At 51.3% G+C, this 14,786-nt stretch carries 17 protein-coding genes; 10 read left to right on the forward strand and 7 right to left on the reverse strand.

Going from position 1 to position 14,786, the window contains the following annotated elements:
- The first annotated feature begins 1 nt into the window (after position 1).
- The 3 genes from pptA (at position 2) to DW47_RS0105245 (ending at position 1,737) form a co-directional block, all read left to right on the forward strand.
- Positions 2–235 carry a tautomerase PptA gene (gene pptA, locus DW47_RS0105235; protein ID WP_029685330.1) on the forward strand — a complete coding sequence of 78 codons (234 nt, stop codon included), beginning with the start codon at positions 2–4 and terminating at the stop codon, positions 233–235.
- A 129-nt stretch (positions 236–364) separates the two neighbouring features.
- Positions 365–922, forward strand: coding sequence for an NADPH-dependent FMN reductase (gene ssuE, locus DW47_RS0105240; RefSeq protein ID WP_029685331.1), 558 nt, complete (start codon positions 365–367; stop codon positions 920–922).
- A gap of 152 nt (positions 923–1,074) precedes the next feature.
- Entirely contained in the window at positions 1,075–1,737 is a 663-nt protein-coding gene (locus DW47_RS0105245; protein WP_029685332.1) for an epoxyqueuosine reductase QueH, read from the forward strand.
- 56 nt (positions 1,738–1,793) lie between these two features.
- On the opposite strand, the gene hemB is transcribed toward DW47_RS0105245, so the two are convergent.
- The 4 genes from hemB to DW47_RS0105265 form a co-directional block, all read right to left on the reverse strand.
- Complete coding sequence (gene hemB, locus DW47_RS0105250) at positions 1,794–2,777, reverse strand: porphobilinogen synthase (RefSeq protein WP_029685333.1); 984 nt, start codon at positions 2,775–2,777, stop codon at positions 1,794–1,796.
- A gap of 125 nt (positions 2,778–2,902) precedes the next feature.
- Positions 2,903–4,408, reverse strand: coding sequence for a glycine betaine/L-proline transporter ProP (proP, locus tag DW47_RS0105255; protein ID WP_029685334.1), 1,506 nt, complete (start codon positions 4,406–4,408; stop codon positions 2,903–2,905).
- Between the two features lie 354 nt (positions 4,409–4,762).
- Entirely contained in the window at positions 4,763–5,317 is a 555-nt protein-coding gene (locus tag DW47_RS0105260) for a DcrB family lipoprotein (RefSeq protein ID WP_029685335.1), read from the reverse strand.
- 102 nt (positions 5,318–5,419) lie between these two features.
- On the reverse strand, positions 5,420–6,091 hold the full coding sequence (locus DW47_RS0105265; RefSeq protein ID WP_029685336.1) for a 7-cyano-7-deazaguanine/7-aminomethyl-7-deazaguanine transporter: 672 nt from the start codon (positions 6,089–6,091) through the stop codon (positions 5,420–5,422).
- A 197-nt stretch (positions 6,092–6,288) separates the two neighbouring features.
- Between DW47_RS0105265 and tusA the strand changes: the two genes are divergently transcribed.
- Positions 6,289–6,534, forward strand: coding sequence for a sulfurtransferase TusA (gene tusA, locus DW47_RS0105270; protein WP_029685337.1), 246 nt, complete (start codon positions 6,289–6,291; stop codon positions 6,532–6,534).
- Between the two features lie 9 nt (positions 6,535–6,543).
- Here the strand turns inward: tusA and DW47_RS0105275 are convergent, their stop codons facing one another.
- Positions 6,544–7,173 carry a lysoplasmalogenase gene (locus DW47_RS0105275; protein WP_029685338.1) on the reverse strand — a complete coding sequence of 210 codons (630 nt, stop codon included), beginning with the start codon at positions 7,171–7,173 and terminating at the stop codon, positions 6,544–6,546.
- Between the two features lie 164 nt (positions 7,174–7,337).
- Between DW47_RS0105275 and DW47_RS0105280 the strand changes: the two genes are divergently transcribed.
- The gene (locus DW47_RS0105280) at positions 7,338–7,697 is read left to right on the forward strand and encodes a DUF2500 domain-containing protein (RefSeq protein ID WP_029685339.1); all 360 of its coding nucleotides are present in this window, start codon (positions 7,338–7,340) and stop codon (positions 7,695–7,697) included.
- A gap of 19 nt (positions 7,698–7,716) precedes the next feature.
- On the opposite strand, the gene DW47_RS0105285 is transcribed toward DW47_RS0105280, so the two are convergent.
- The gene (locus DW47_RS0105285; protein WP_029685340.1) at positions 7,717–7,986 is read right to left on the reverse strand and encodes a DUF1145 family protein; all 270 of its coding nucleotides are present in this window, start codon (positions 7,984–7,986) and stop codon (positions 7,717–7,719) included.
- Between the two features lie 3 nt (positions 7,987–7,989).
- Positions 7,990–8,592 carry a 16S rRNA (guanine(966)-N(2))-methyltransferase gene (gene rsmD, locus DW47_RS0105290; protein ID WP_029685341.1) on the reverse strand — a complete coding sequence of 201 codons (603 nt, stop codon included), beginning with the start codon at positions 8,590–8,592 and terminating at the stop codon, positions 7,990–7,992.
- 244 nt (positions 8,593–8,836) lie between these two features.
- Here rsmD and ftsY point away from each other — a divergent pair, with 244 nt between their 5' ends.
- The 5 genes from ftsY (at position 8,837) to ugpB (ending at position 14,772) form a co-directional block, all read left to right on the forward strand.
- The gene (gene ftsY, locus DW47_RS0105295; protein ID WP_029685342.1) at positions 8,837–10,453 is read left to right on the forward strand and encodes a signal recognition particle-docking protein FtsY; all 1,617 of its coding nucleotides are present in this window, start codon (positions 8,837–8,839) and stop codon (positions 10,451–10,453) included.
- A gap of 5 nt (positions 10,454–10,458) precedes the next feature.
- Positions 10,459–11,121 (forward strand): cell division ATP-binding protein FtsE, encoded by a 663-nt coding sequence (ftsE, locus tag DW47_RS0105300; RefSeq protein ID WP_029685343.1) that lies wholly within the window; start codon positions 10,459–10,461, stop codon positions 11,119–11,121.
- Positions 11,118–12,137: a permease-like cell division protein FtsX gene (gene ftsX, locus DW47_RS0105305; RefSeq protein ID WP_029685344.1), complete on the forward strand. Its 1,020-nt coding sequence runs from the start codon at positions 11,118–11,120 to the stop codon at positions 12,135–12,137. The genes ftsE and ftsX overlap by 4 nt, the downstream gene beginning before the upstream one ends.
- Positions 12,138–12,382: 245 nt before the next feature.
- Entirely contained in the window at positions 12,383–13,240 is an 858-nt protein-coding gene (gene rpoH / locus DW47_RS0105310) for an RNA polymerase sigma factor RpoH (protein WP_029685345.1), read from the forward strand.
- A 212-nt stretch (positions 13,241–13,452) separates the two neighbouring features.
- Entirely contained in the window at positions 13,453–14,772 is a 1,320-nt protein-coding gene (gene ugpB, locus DW47_RS0105315; RefSeq protein WP_029685346.1) for a sn-glycerol-3-phosphate ABC transporter substrate-binding protein UgpB, read from the forward strand.
- Positions 14,773–14,786: the final 14 nt, after the last annotated feature.

Consider the following 14,786-nt stretch of genomic DNA (forward strand, 5'->3'; position numbering starts at 1 on the left):
TATGCCGCATATTGATATTAAAGCCTTTCCACGGGAACTGACGGAACAACAAAAAAGTGAACTGGCCGCAGAGATGACGCAGCTTATGCAGAAATACCTGCAAAGTCGCGAAGGGTCGGTCAGTGTGGCCCTCAGTTTTGTCCCACAAGAACAGTGGAAAACTACCGTCTGGGAAACGGAGATTGCCCCGCAGCTTGAGACCTTAATTAAGCAACCTGATTACCGGATGTCCTAAGTCAATACTATCCGTTTAGCTGGATCCTGCAATTGCTTTGCCGGATAAAGTATTTTTCCTCTCCGGTGGCCTCTGCCATTATCTCTCCCTCAATTTTCCTGCGCCAATGGCCTATGCTAAGGGGGAGAGATGCGGGTAATCACTTTGGCCGGAAGTCCTCGGTATCCTTCACGTTCCACACATCTACTGACACTCAGCCAGACGTTTCTTGAATCTCAGGATATAGAGGTGATCCCTTGGAATATCCAGCACTTTGAACCGGCGGATTTAATCCAAGCCCGTTTTGATGCACCGGCCATCTCACTGTTTCGCGAGGACTTGGCCAGTGCCAGCGGCATCATTATTGCCACCCCGGTGTATAAAGCGGCCTATTCTGGGGTCTTGAAGACAATTCTCGACTTATTGCCGGAGCGGGCACTGGAAGACAAAGTGGTATTGCCGGTGGCGACAGCGGGCAGCAGTTCTCATCTGTTGGCCATTGATTATGCCCTGAAACCGGTGCTGAGTGCCCTTAAAGCCCGTGATATTCTGCACGGCGTATTTGCTGATGATTCGCAGATTGTCCAGCAGGGCAGTGAAATACACGTTGAGGAGCGGATCAGTCGCCGTCTTGACAGCGAGTTACAGGCTTTTACCGCCGCTCTGTCACGTTTAAAAACCCCCGAGTCTGCTGGCGCGCTTTACTGAGCTAGAACCCAGATTTTCCCCACATAGCAAAAGTTTCATTGCCGAAGAAGGCGGTATGGGAAAGCATCCGCCGCCGATATGCTGTACACTTTAGCTTCAGGCTCTGACCTGATCATGCTAATTCGCTGTTGCTACGTTTTGGAAATCTGAGTATGTCTGACGCTTTCGAGAGAAAACCCCTGCCTTTGCCTGGCGGTCACAATAAAGTTTTACTGCACTCCTGCTGCGCCCCCTGTTCCGGAGAAGTGATGGAGGCCATGTTGGCCTCGGGCATTGAGTACACGATTTTTTTCTATAATCCGAATATTCACCCGCTCAAAGAGTATGAGTTGCGTAAAGAAGAGAATATCCGCTTTGCAGAGAAATTCGGTGTTCCCTTTATTGATGCAGACTACGACCGGGATAACTGGTTTGAACGTGCCAAAGGCATGGAATGGTCTCCGGAACGCGGTGAGCGTTGTACCATGTGCTTTGATATGCGCTTTGAACGTACCGCCCTCTATGCCCATGAGCATGGTTTTCCGGTGATCACCTCATCATTGGGGATTTCGCGCTGGAAAGATATGAATCAGATTAATGATTGTGGTGTCCGTGCTGCCGCCCGTTACCCGGACATGATGTACTGGGAATTTAACTGGCGCAAAGGCGGGGGCTCGAAGCGGATGATCGACATCAGTAAGCGCGAGCGTTTCTATCAGCAGGAATATTGTGGCTGTATCTATTCCCTGCGTGATACTAACCGTCACCGCGTCGCCACTGGCCGCGAACGTATCACTATAGGTGTACAATATTACGAGCCTGAAGAGAACAAATAAGGCTCTGCCCCCACAAAAAAGGCGTCCATGCGGACGCCTTTTTGCTACCTAGAGTCTTAACGACCAATCAGGTTTTTTTCAGCCAGGTCGAGGGCAAAGTAGCTAAGGATAATATCCGCCCCGGCACGCTTGATCGCCCCTAGGCTCTCTAGTGCCACATTCTGCTCATCGATCGCGCCAGCTTGTGCGGCGAACTTAATCATCGCGTATTCGCCACTGACCTGATAAGCCGCTAGCGGTAAATCGGTACGCTCGCGGATATCGCGGATCACATCCAGATAAGGACCCGCTGGTTTTACCATCAGGGCATCCGCGCCTTGGGCTTCATCCAGCAGGGACTCACGGATCGCTTCACGGCGGTTCATCGGGTTCATTTGATAAGTTTTACGGTCTCCTTTCAGTGCGGTACCGGCAGCTTCGCGGAAGGGACCGTAGTAAGACGACGCAAATTTTGTCGAATAAGACATGATGGCCGTATCAGTAAAACCGGCAGCATCCAGTGCCTGACGGATCGCCTGTACCTGTCCGTCCATGGCTGCGGAGGGGGCGATAAAATCGGCCCCAGCATGGGCAGCGGCAACAGCCTGTTTACCGAGGTTTATCAAGGTTTGGTCGTTATGGACCTGACCGTCACAGAGTACGCCACAGTGACCGTGGGAGGTGTATTCACAGAAGCAGGTATCTGACATCACCACCATCTCTGGGACGGTATCTTTACAGATACGCGACATACGAGATACCAGACCATTTTCAGCCCAACTGTCACTGCCGGTTTCATCTAAATGATGGGAGATACCGAAAGTCATCACCGAACGGATACCGGCCTTAGCGATACGCTCAATCTCATAGGCGAGACGTTTCTCTGGGATACGCACTACGCCCGGCATGGCGTTAATCGGCTGATAGTCATCCAGCCCTTCTTCTACAAAGATAGGCAGCACCAGATCATTGAGGCTCAGGGAATTTTCACGGAACAGTTCACGGACGGACGCGTTTTTACGCAGTCTTCTTGGACGTTGTACGATAGAAAAGTCAGACATTTTTAACTCTGCATTGATTAGAAATGTTGATTCAGTGTACTCCTTTTGCGGCAGCGGGACGATGCTGTCTGTGCCAATTTAGGAGAGAACCCCCTCCACTGGGCGGCGGAGGGGGGAGCAGAGCATTATTCGTGAATATCTGGGTGTTGGTACACCAGGTTTTTACGTTTAGCTTCCAAGCGAGCAATTTCTTCGTCAATATCGCTGATACGCTGCTCGATACCGTCGTGATGCTCCTGTAACAGCTCACGCGCCTCTTCCAAGTCAGAGGCTGCCGGAGTGGCACCCCTCAGGGGCTGGTTAGCGGTCTCTTTCATAAAGATACCGGTCAGCAGGCCAATCACTGCAATAATCATCAGGTAGTAGGCGGGCATAAACAGGTTATTGGTGCTCTCAACCAGCCAGGCTGCCAGAGTTGGAGATAGACCGGCAACCAGGACCGAGATGTTAAAAGCACTGGCCAGTGCACTGTAGCGGATATGGGTCGGGAACATCGCTGGTAACGTCGAGGCCATCACGCCGGTAAAGGCATTGAGGATCACCGCTAGGATCAGCAGACCGGTAAAGATCAGTCCCAGTACGTGGCTTGTGATCAGCATAAAGGCCGGAATGGCGAAGATCATCAAGGCGATACTGCCGATAATGACAAACGGACGACGGCCAAAGCGGTCACTGAGCATCCCCATGATGGGCTGCACAAACAGCATGCCGATCATAATGGCGATAATGATCAGTACACCGTGGTCCTCGGAATAGTGCAGGTTATGTGACAGGTAGCTGGGCATATAGGTCAGCAGCATGTAGTAGGTCACGTTGGTAGAGATCACCAGACCGATACAGGTCAGTAGACTTTTCCAGTGTTTGGTGGCGACATCTTTAAATGAGACTTTCGGGCCATCGCTCAGCCCTTCGCGGTCACCCTGTTCAAGTTTATCCACGTGCTGTTTAAATGCTGGGGTTTCTTCCAGTGCATTACGCAGGTAAAGGCCAATGATCCCAAGCGGCAGGGCAAGGAAGAACGGCAAGCGCCAGCCCCATTCGGTAAAGCGCTGGTCACCGATGATCGCAGAAATCAGTACCACCACTCCGGCCCCGAGGATAAAGCCGATAATCGAACCGAAGTCCAGCCAACTGCCCATAAACCCACGCTTACGGTCCGGTGAGTATTCCGCCACGAAAATAGACGCACCAGTATATTCGCCACCTACCGAGAAGCCCTGTGCCATTTTGGCGAGCAGCAGCAAGATAGGGGCCCAGATGCCAATGCTGGCATAGGACGGGATCAAGCCGATACAGAAGGTACTGATCGACATAATCACAATGGTGACGGATAGCACTTTCTGGCGGCCAAATTTATCCCCCAGCATGCCGAAAAACACACCGCCAAGAGGACGAATTAAAAACGGAACAGAGAAGGTCGCCAGTGCCGCGATCATCTGAACACCCGGTGAGGCGGAAGGGAAGAACACCTGGCCTAGGGCGTAAGCAACGAAGCCGTATACCCCGAAATCGAACCACTCCATGGCATTACCCAGTGCCGCAGCGGTGATCGCTTTGCGTAACCGGGTGTCGTCAATAATCGTGACATCATCTATGGCTATGGGTTTTATACGCTTCCTACGTAATTTCATATGCATACCTGTATTTTGATCATAAATTATCAGCATGTTTAGTCGGTAATGAATGTGTGAAAATATTACCGTCGATACTCAGCATAGATGCTAAATATCGTTTTTTCTCGTGCTGACACGACAATAAATTTTCTGAATTTTTAGTCTTATAAGTAGCCAAGTATAACTTTATTTGATGGCTCAAGTCATTTTTGGCTAAAAAGCACCCAGTATCTGGGCGGATTGTGGTGACGAGAGTCGCGAGGGGATCCCGTAAAAACAGCGGGGTGTCGGCGATATCTTTATCAGGACACGAAACTCGGTGATATGAAAAGAAGATATCTGCCCCGGGAAGGGCAGATAGCTGATTACGGCTTACTGTAGCGTAATGGTGTTGACAATATTTTCAGCGGTAGTCTGCGATTGTGCCTGGTTATCCGCCGGCAGGGAGATCTGCAGGGTGACCAGTTTACCGTCTATCTTGGTCATCACGACTGTCGACCAGTTGGTCTGGTTTTTAGCCGAAATGACAGTATCCAGCTGTTGGGCTGGCTGTCCACTGAGGGTAATCGCCTTATCGGACACTACCTGTAACTGCGGGTCACGGCTACGCTGCTGTTGTTCTAGACGTTGAGTCAGGACATCGAGACCCTCGTTGGTATTGTCACCGATAATCACAATTACTGCCTGCTGACCGTTGTTGTTGGCGTAGACATGCATATTGTGCGTATCGGTGCCCAGCTTACCGGTCTGGTCTGACATTCCGGACGGCAGCGTAAAGCTCAGTTTCCCCTTTGGCAGGGTAATGGTCTGGGCTGCTTGCTGTGCGGCATCTGTGCCTTCACTGCCGGGCGTCTCTTTCTTCTGATCACAGGCTGCCAGCCCGATAACCAGTAACCCGACACTGAGGTACCTGATAATCTTATGCATCTGAATTCCTTTTAATATTGACCTAGTGTGATCACAACGAAAATGGCGCAGAAAAGCAATCCGTTGTTTGTCACCAAATCTTAGCCTGTGTCACGGCAATGATCATTCAGCATGCGCTGAATCTGTCACCGATACCGGTTTTTTGCCGGCTAGTACTTTCAGCAAGCCATTGAGTAACAGACCGTAGGCCGGTAGGAAAAAGATCAAACAGATAAGCACCTTATAGCTATAGTCTGCCAGGGCAATTTCCACCCAGTGCTGTGCCATAAAACTATCGCTGCTGTGATAAAAGGCGATAGAGAAAAAGGCAAAGGTATCGCTGATATTACCGAAAAACATCGATGCCGCCGGCGCTAGCCACCAGCGTGATAGGCGGCGCAGGCGATCAAACACCGCAATATCCAGTAACTGGCCTAGGACGTACGCCATAAAACTGGCTAGGGCAATTCGGGCTACCACCGTGTTCACATGCTGCAGGGCCTGCCAGCCCTGCCAATCTCCTTGGTAAAATAGGCAGGAGATCAGGTAGGAGAACAGTAGGGCGGGCAGCATGGCGAGGAAAATAATCCGCCGTGCCATCGATGCGCCAAAAATGCGGACCGTCAAATCGGTGGCCAAGAAAATAAAGGGAAAGCTGAATGCACCCCAGGTGGTGTGCAGACCAAAAATATTGATTGGCAACTGCACTAGGTAGTTACTGGAAATAATAATCAGTAAATGAAACACAGACAGAACAATACGCGCACGCAGGCGCTGGCGGGGAGTAAATAGCATTTCAGGCCTTTTTTATCTGGGGGTGAGGGAACCCATAACACATTTCAGGGAAGCGGCTCCCTGAATCACAGGTACTGCTTAACAAAGCGGCGCATATTACCTGCTTTAGCGGGTAATGCAAGGCAGCTGCGATGGGAATTGTCTGGGGGAAGGGCGGGAGGTAGAATAGTGATCCGTTACGGCAGTCAGAGAATGTTATGAGCGAAACAAATCACCCGGCAGATCATACCTTAGATACCCTGGGACTCCGTTGTCCGGAGCCGGTGATGATGGTCCGCAAGACTATCCGTACGATGCTACCGGGAGAAACTTTACTAATCATCGCCGATGATCCCGCAACAACCCGTGATATCCCAGGGTTCTGCCGCTTTATGGAACACCAGCTACTGTCGGAAAATACTGCAGAACTGCCCTTTCAATACCTGATCAAAAAGGGGCAATAAGGTTCGGGACTACATCAGCCACAGTGAGCGGACAATCATAAAATGTCCGAGGATAAATAGGCCCTCGACAATCGCCCGGTCAGCGGAAAAACGCCGCCGGAACAGGCTGATCAGCCCGCAGATATGTGCCAGCAACAGTAAATCTGCACCGGCCATCAATGATAACGTCTTATCTGTTTGCTGGGCGGCATATTGCAGAGAGGCTATCCAGCACATGACCAAGGTCATACCCAGCAGGGTACACACTGGCCAGCGTAACTCCTCAAGACCGGTCCAGATCACAGCGATCACGGCAATCCCAATCACTAGGAAAGTGACGGGTAGCGGCCAACTCAGGGTAAAGGTGATGCTGCGGGTCAGGTACAGGGTGTACAGCAATGAGGAGAGAAACATCGCGCCAAAGGCATACATCATCTGCTGACGTGACAGCATGGTTAACAGGCTACCAGCTAGGGCGGCCACTAATCCGGCCGGGATCAGATAATCGGTTACCGCCTGAACGGGTGCCTGCCAAGCCCAGACCAGCATCAGTAAGAAGGTCACCGGCTTAAACAGCCAGCGTTGCCAGCGCGGTCCTCGATAAGAGGCATCAATATACAGCCAGCCTGAAAACAGCACCGCAAGAAATGACCACAACATAGTTTCTTTCCTTCAGCTTCTTTAAATCCAGCGGAGTGAGTTAATACTGTTGTTATTCAGAGTCTCTATGACGCCGCCAGCATGTTCAACGATTATTACCGCGTTCTGGAAAAAATGCAGGTAAATGATGTGACTTTTTATCATCGACTGTAAAGGAGCCCCGAATGGTTAGACCTCCCCTGATATTAATCATTGTGATTGGTACGATTATCGTACTGGCAGGGAGTCAGTTTTTTAAACAGCGCAATGAAAATGCTCGCAATGATGCGGCCCCGGTAGCGACCCAGCAGGCCGTGGTAGTCAGTAAGCGGGCATTCCCGACCCCTGACCGTCATACCCGCCAGCGGGAAGTGATTGCCGGTGAAACGCTCAGTTATGAAGTGACGTTCCGCCGCGAACCCGTAGGGGAAAATTTCAATGTTCTGATGAGTGAAGCGCAGTATCAGGGCTGTACTCCCGGTAACCGGGGCGCACTGAAAATGCAGGGCACCCGGTTTATTAGCTTTACCCCAGGGAGTCACTGAGGGGGCAGCTCTGGTATTCTTAAGGTTTCGGGGCGTTTTTTTTCTGCCAAGCGAGCAGTTCAAAGACACCGAAGAAGAAAATCTTTGCCTGAGTCAGGCCGCTTAACGGCGGCTGTGACTTATCCTGAGTGGCGCGCAGTAGTACCAGTTGTAAGCCGTGCATCACCACCATAAAAAACAGGGCAACATCGATAAAGTATTTCAGCGGCTTAGGTGCCGGATGAATAATATTGCCTAGTAAAAACAACCAGACAAAAGCCATCAGTAGGCGGCCACAGGTGATCCACATAATTTATTCTCCCTGCGCCGCTGAACGCGAACGCTGATAAAGACGATAAGCGACCTGACCGGCAACTTTTTCACGGTGTAACTGCCAATTGGCCGGCACTTCTGGCGTACCTTGTTCCACTTCACATTCGAGATAGATCAGCGCCTCTGTGGCCAGCCAGCCCTGGTTTTCCAGCAGTGCGAAGGTCTCCGTCAGCAGACCTTTACGGAAAGGTGGGTCAATAAACACAATATCGTAAGGTTCAGCGGCCTGACCTGCCAGCCATGTTAGGGCGTTGCCTTGGATGACCTTGCCCCGAGTGCTTTTCAAGGTCTGTAGATTCGCCGTTAGCTGGCGAGTGACTGCCGGCTCCAGTTCTAGCAAGGTGACCTGCTCAGCATAGCGCGATAAAGCCTCGATACCGAGGGCACCACTGCCCGTAAAGCAGTCTAGACAGCGGGCCTCTGGCAGATACGGGGCTAGCCAGTTAAACAGGGTCTCTCTGACCCGATCGGTGGTCGGGCGCAACCCGGCGCTGACCGGTACCGGCAGCTTACGGCCACGCCATTGGCCGCCGATGATGCGTATTTGTCCGGCACCTGCCGGTGTCCTTGGGGATTTCTTCATTTTCATGGGCGCTCATTATACGTTGTCAGCTAGTGTAACGGTCACGGACATGATAAGAAACGGTAAAAAAGGGTGCTGTAATGCGATAGTGGGAAAATGATAGACTATCTGACTATGCATTCGCGATCCCTGTGGGTACTGTCTGACCGGCAGGGATTTGAACTATCAAACAAAAGTCCCGGATTTTACAGTATGGAAGTGTTGATCCTTCCCTGATCTGGGCCTAAAGGAGTGTTGCTGGATAATGGCAAAAGAAAAAAAACGGGGCTTTTTCTCCTGGTTGGGCTTTGGTCGTGATGAGGAGAAACAAGAACAGCAAGAGACCAGTGAGGTCAATACGCCGGAGAGTGCGTCAACGGAGTCCCCGGCATCCCATCAGGAAACTCCTGACGAGCCTCTGAATACACAGCATCCGGAACCGTCGCCACATAGCGGCGATACGGCTGCCGTGGAAGAAACAGCTGAACATCCGGTGGCTACCGCGCCGGTAACACTGCCTGATACTGATGTAACAGAGCCAGAGCCACTGGTCGAACCGGAACTGCCGGGAATGAACAGTGGGGACTCTGCGCCTGCCGTACCGGCCGCTAGCGAGATCGCCTCACCGGCTGTGCAACGAGTCGAAGTCGAACAGTCACTGCCTACAGCACTGCCGGATGAACCTCAGGAAACGCTGCCAGAGCCGACAGAGCAATTGCCGCTGTCGCCACAGGCACCTGTCAAAGAGCCGGAAGTCCTACCGGAACCAGAGCCTGAAACCGTGCCGCAGCCCGACCCTGAGCTAGAAATCATAAAGGAGTCGGAACCAACTCTGCCCGAAACCGTGCTAGAAGAAGAGAAACCGGCCGTTTCCCCAGAAATTGAGGCTAAGATTAGTCCGGAAGAGGCGCTACCGGCGGTTGTAGAAAATGGCATTATTACCGAGCAGGAACGCCCGACCCGCGAAGGCTTTTTTGCCCGTTTAAAGCGCAGTCTGGTGAAAACTCGCCAGAATCTCGGTTCGGGTTTTATTGGCCTGTTCCGCGGTAAAAAAATCGATGATGAGTTATTTGAAGAGCTTGAAGAACAATTACTTATCGCTGACGTGGGGGTTGAAACTACCCGTAAGATTATCAACAACCTGACCGCACATGCTAGCCGTAAACAGCTACGGGATGCTGAGGCATTATACGGCCTGCTGAAAGAAGAAATGTCCGCTATTCTGAACAATGTTGAGCAACCGCTGAATATTGAAGGAAAAACACCGTTTGTTATCCTGATGGTCGGTGTCAATGGCGTAGGTAAAACCACCACCATCGGTAAGCTGGCCCGTCAGTACCAGTCCGAAGGAAAATCGGTCATGCTGGCGGCGGGCGATACCTTCCGTGCGGCGGCGGTTGAGCAATTGGAAGTCTGGGGACAGCGTAACAACATTCCGGTGATTGCTCAGCATACTGGAGCAGATTCCGCGTCAGTGATCTTTGATGCCATTCAGGCAGCAAAATCACGCGGTATTGATGTGTTAATCGCAGATACTGCCGGACGCCTACAAAACAAATCGCACCTGATGGAAGAGCTAAAAAAGATCACCCGTGTGATGAGCAAACTGGACGACAGTGCACCTCATGAGGTGATGCTGACCATTGATGCCAGTACTGGGCAGAATGCGGTGAGCCAAGCAAAACTGTTTAATGACGCGGTAGGGCTGACCGGGATCACCCTGACCAAGCTAGACGGTACTGCTAAAGGGGGGGTTATCTTCTCCGTGGCAGATCAGTTTGGTATCCCTATCCGATACATCGGTGTCGGTGAAGGCATCGATGATTTACGGCCGTTTAAGGCTGGCGACTTTATAGAGGCATTGTTTGCCCGAGAGGAATAATTTGGATGATTCGCTTTGAAGAGGTCAGTAAAGCTTATCTGGGAGGACGCCAGGCGCTTCAGGGTGTGGATTTTCATCTGCGCCAAGGAGAAATGGCATTTCTGACCGGTCATTCCGGTGCCGGTAAGAGTACATTACTTAAGCTTATTTGTGGTATTGAACGGCCAAGTGCCGGTCAGATCTGGTTCAGTGGCCATAATATTACGCGTCTGCGCAACAGTGAAATCCCGTTTCTGCGCCGGCAGATTGGTATGATTTTCCAAGATCACCACCTGCTGATGGATAGAACCGTGTATGACAACATTGCCATTCCGCTGATTATTTCTGGTGCCAGCGGTGAAGACATTCGCCGCCGAGTCTCTGCGGCGCTGGATAAAGTGGGTCTACTCGACAAAGCGAAAAGTTTCCCGATCCAGTTATCCGGCGGTGAACAGCAGCGGGTAGGTATCGCCCGTGCGGTAGTGAATAAACCGGCCTTACTGCTGGCGGATGAGCCTACCGGTAACCTGGATCACGCTTTATCAGAAGATATTCTGCGTTTATTTGAAGAATTTAACCGCGTTGGTGTTACTGTCCTGATGGCGACGCATGATATGTCCCTGATTTCTAGAAGGAACTATCGTGTAATGACCCTCAGTCAGGGACGTTTGCATGGGGGAGTGGCATGAAGTTTGGCAAGGGTAATCAGGTCAACCGCCGGGTGAAAAAAGCGCCAGCGGCCAAAGCCCGGACAAAGCCTGCGAAGCGCGTCTCCAAAGAGAAAGCGTTACGGGGCGGCTGGCAGGAACAGTGGCATTATGCTTGGCGCGGAATGCTGGCGGATATGCTGCGTCAGCCGCTTGCCACTCTGCTGACCGTTCTAGTGATCGCGATTTCACTGACGCTGCCCAGCGTCTGTTATATCGTCTGGAAAAACGTCGATCAGGCGGCTTCCGAATGGTATCCGGCACCGCAGTTGACGGTGTATCTGTCGAAAACCCTCGACGATAACGCTGCGCAGAATGTGATTAATCAGTTGAAACAGACTCAGGGTGTCCAGCATGTCGACTACCTGAGCCGCGATGAAGCATTGAATGAGTTCCGTAACTGGTCTGGCTTCGGCGGTGCTATGGATATGCTGGAGCAAAACCCTTTACCGGCGGTGGCCATCATTACCCCTGCGCTCAATTTCCAGAACTCTGACACTATGGCTACCCTGCGTGACCGGGTGGCGAAAGTTAGCGGTATTGATCAAGTCCGTATGGATGACAGCTGGTTTGCGCGGCTCTCTGCACTTACCGGGTTGGTAGGCCAAGTGGCGTTGATGATCGGCTTGCTTATGGTTGTGGCCGTGTTCTTGGTGATTGGTAACAGCGTGCGGCTCAGTATCTTTGCCCGCCGAGATACGATAAATGTCCAAAAACTGATCGGGGCCACTGATGGGTTTATCCTGCGTCCGTTTGTCTATGGTGGCGCAATGCTGGGTCTGTCTGGCGCGGTTGTCTCGTTGATTTTATCGGAAATTCTGGTTTTCCGTCTTGAGTCGGTGGTGTCGCATGTCGCCAGTGTGTTCAGTACCTCCTTTGATCTGAAAGGTTTTTCATTCGATGAGGCACTGCTGTTGCTGCTGGTTGCGGCCATTGTCGGCTGGATCGCGGCATGGATGGCCACTGCGCAACATTTACGCCGTTTTACACCGCAGTAATCTGAAGACATATTTTTTTGCTATAATTGTTCTCTGTTGCCGAGTATCGGGGGAGCAGGGAACAATTCTCCCGCCAGTCTTTTGTCAGGTATAAATTATTCACAAATAAAGTTGAACCTGTGGATAACTTTATGGTCTTAATAATTAATAGCACTCATCGCTTTCGATCTTTCGACACGGCTGACATAATGTAAGGCTGTCTGTCAGGACAAGGCACTACTACTCACTATTTTGAGAGGGTTTGAATGACCAAAGAAATGCAAGCATTAGCTATTGCTCCTCTGGGTAATCTGGATGCCTACATCCGGGCCGCCAACGGCTGTCCTATGTTGACAGCTGATGAGGAAAAAGCGTTGGCTGAACGGCTGCATTACCAGGGCGATCTGGATGCAGCGAAAAAGCTGATCCTGTCTCATCTGCGCTTTGTGGTTCATATCGCTCGTAATTATTCAGGCTATGGTCTGCCACAGGCTGACCTTATCCAAGAAGGAAATATCGGCCTGATGAAAGCGGTACGCCGTTTTAATCCCGAGGTCGGAGTACGTTTGGTCTCTTTTGCCGTACACTGGATCAAAGCAGAGATCCACGAATACGTGCTGCGTAACTGGCGTATTGTGAAAGTGGCGACCACTAAAGCTCAGCGTAAGCTGTTCTTTAACCTGCGTAAAACCAAACAGCGTCTTGGCTGGTTTAACCAAGATGAAGTGGAGATGGTGGCGCGTGAACTGGGTGTCAGCAGTAAAGATGTGCGCGAAATGGAATCCCGCATGTCCGCTCAGGATATGACCTTTGACCCGACGCCGGAAGACGAAAACAGCGAAGGGAAATCGATGGCACCGATGCTGTATCTGCAGGATAAAGCGTCTGACTTTGCGGAAGGTATTGAAGAAGATAACTGGGAAGCCAACGCGGCCGATAAGTTAAGCGATGCGATGCAAGGTTTGGACGAACGCAGTCAGCATATTATCCGTGCTCGCTGGTTAGATGATGACAGCAAAACCACTCTTCAGGAACTGGCCGATAAGTACGGTGTCTCTGCAGAGCGTGTGCGCCAGCTTGAAAAAAATGCCATGAAAAAACTGCGTGTGGCAATCGAAGCCTGATTAGCGCAGAGACTGATTAAGGGTGGCCACAGTGCTGCCCTTTTTGTTGCCTATGACCACGGCTTTTCCCTTCATGAGTAAACGTCTTCCCCTATTGTGGAGTGTCACCCCACTGTAAACGCACTGACATAAAGGCGTCATGTTACTGTCATTTTTTAGTGTCATGTTAGCTCGCATCTCTTTCAGTGAAATCGATGCTACAGGAAATCACTATGTCAGTGTTCAGATTACGTCGTTATACCGCAGGACTGCTATTGGCCGCAGGACTGACTGGTCAAGCCTTTGCCGCCACAGATATTCCGTTCTGGCACTCTATGGAAGGTGGTTTAGGCAGTGAAGTAGACTCGTTAGCACAGCGTTTTAACCAGACTCACCCGCAATATAAAGTGATCCCTGTCTATAAAGGGAATTACGAACAGAGCCTAGCTGCCGGTATTGCGGCAGTGCGTAGTGGTGAGGCTCCGGCTATTTTGCAGGTGTATGAGGTCGGTACGGCGACCATGATGGCGTCCCATGCCATCATTCCGGTCTGGCAGGTGTTCCGCGATGCCGGTGTTCCCCTTGATGAGAAACAGTATGTCCCTACCATCGCCAGTTATGACAGCGATGCCAAAACCGGGCATCTGCTTTCTGATCCCTTTAACAGTTCTACGCCGGTACTCTACTACAACAAAGATGCATTCCGTAAAGCAGGTCTGGATCCGGATCAACCGCCCGCTACTTGGCAGGCACTGGCAAAGGATGCGGCTGCATTGCGTCAAGCTGGGATGAATTGTGGGTACGCCAGCGGCTGGCAGGGCTGGATCCAATTGGAGGAATTTAGTGCCTGGCACGGGTTGCCTTTCGCCACCGAAAACAATGGGTTTGACGGAACGGATGCCCGACTGGTGTTTAATGGCCCAGAGCAGATCCGCCATATAGAAATGCTGGAACAGATGAACAAAGCTGGCAGCTTTACGTACTACGGGCGTAAAGACGAGTCTACTGCTAAATTCTACAGCGGCGAATGTGGGATGACGACCGCCTCCTCAGCCTCACTGGCCGATATTCGCCAGTATGCCAAATTTAATTTTGGTGTAGGGAAACTGCCCTATGATGCCAGTGTCAAGAATGCTCCTCAGAATGCGATGATTGGTGGAGCTAGTTTATGGGTCCTGCGCGGACAAAGCCCTGCGGTCTATAAAGGTGTCGCCGAGTTTATGAAATTCCTCGCCCAGCCAGATATTGCCGCAGAATGGCATCAGAAAACCGGCTACCTGCCGGCCACCACTGCGGCTTATACGCTAAGCCGTCAGCAGGGGTTTTATGACAAAAATCCGGGCGCTGACATAGCTATGCAGCAGATGATGAATAAGCCGCCACTGCCTTTTACCAAAGGGTTGCGTCTTGGCAATATGCCGCAGATCCGTACTGTTATAGATGAAGAACTGGAAGGTGTCTGGACCGGTCAGCAGAGTCCGAAAACAGCATTGGATAATGCGGTACAGCGGGGTAATCAGCTGTTACAACGCTTCCAAAGACAAGTTCAATAAGTCTATGCTCTTCG

Source organism: Tatumella saanichensis, from assembly GCF_000439375.1.
Classification (GTDB): Bacteria; Pseudomonadota; Gammaproteobacteria; order Enterobacterales; family Enterobacteriaceae; genus Tatumella; species Tatumella saanichensis.

Coding starts and splice junctions, on each gene's coding strand:
- rpoH (WP_029685345.1), top strand. CDS start 12,383: ATGACCAAAGAAATGCAAGCATTAGCTATTGCTCCTCTGGGTAATCTG.
- DW47_RS0105285 (WP_029685340.1), bottom strand. CDS start 7,986: ATGTGGATCACCTGTGGCCGCCTACTGATGGCTTTTGTCTGGTTGTTT.
- DW47_RS0105265 (WP_029685336.1), bottom strand. CDS start 6,091: ATGCTATTTACTCCCCGCCAGCGCCTGCGTGCGCGTATTGTTCTGTCT.
- DW47_RS0105275 (WP_029685338.1), bottom strand. CDS start 7,173: ATGTTGTGGTCATTTCTTGCGGTGCTGTTTTCAGGCTGGCTGTATATT.
- tusA (WP_029685337.1), top strand. CDS start 6,289: ATGAGCGAAACAAATCACCCGGCAGATCATACCTTAGATACCCTGGGA.
- ftsE (WP_029685343.1), top strand. CDS start 10,459: ATGATTCGCTTTGAAGAGGTCAGTAAAGCTTATCTGGGAGGACGCCAG.
- ssuE (WP_029685331.1), top strand. CDS start 365: ATGCGGGTAATCACTTTGGCCGGAAGTCCTCGGTATCCTTCACGTTCC.
- proP (WP_029685334.1), bottom strand. CDS start 4,408: ATGAAATTACGTAGGAAGCGTATAAAACCCATAGCCATAGATGATGTC.
- DW47_RS0105245 (WP_029685332.1), top strand. CDS start 1,075: ATGTCTGACGCTTTCGAGAGAAAACCCCTGCCTTTGCCTGGCGGTCAC.
- DW47_RS0105280 (WP_029685339.1), top strand. CDS start 7,338: ATGGTTAGACCTCCCCTGATATTAATCATTGTGATTGGTACGATTATC.
- hemB (WP_029685333.1), bottom strand. CDS start 2,777: ATGTCTGACTTTTCTATCGTACAACGTCCAAGAAGACTGCGTAAAAAC.
- ftsY (WP_029685342.1), top strand. CDS start 8,837: ATGGCAAAAGAAAAAAAACGGGGCTTTTTCTCCTGGTTGGGCTTTGGT.
- rsmD (WP_029685341.1), bottom strand. CDS start 8,592: ATGAAGAAATCCCCAAGGACACCGGCAGGTGCCGGACAAATACGCATC.
- ftsX (WP_029685344.1), top strand. CDS start 11,118: ATGAAGTTTGGCAAGGGTAATCAGGTCAACCGCCGGGTGAAAAAAGCG.
- ugpB (WP_029685346.1), top strand. CDS start 13,453: ATGTCAGTGTTCAGATTACGTCGTTATACCGCAGGACTGCTATTGGCC.
- pptA (WP_029685330.1), top strand. CDS start 2: ATGCCGCATATTGATATTAAAGCCTTTCCACGGGAACTGACGGAACAA.
- DW47_RS0105260 (WP_029685335.1), bottom strand. CDS start 5,317: ATGCATAAGATTATCAGGTACCTCAGTGTCGGGTTACTGGTTATCGGG.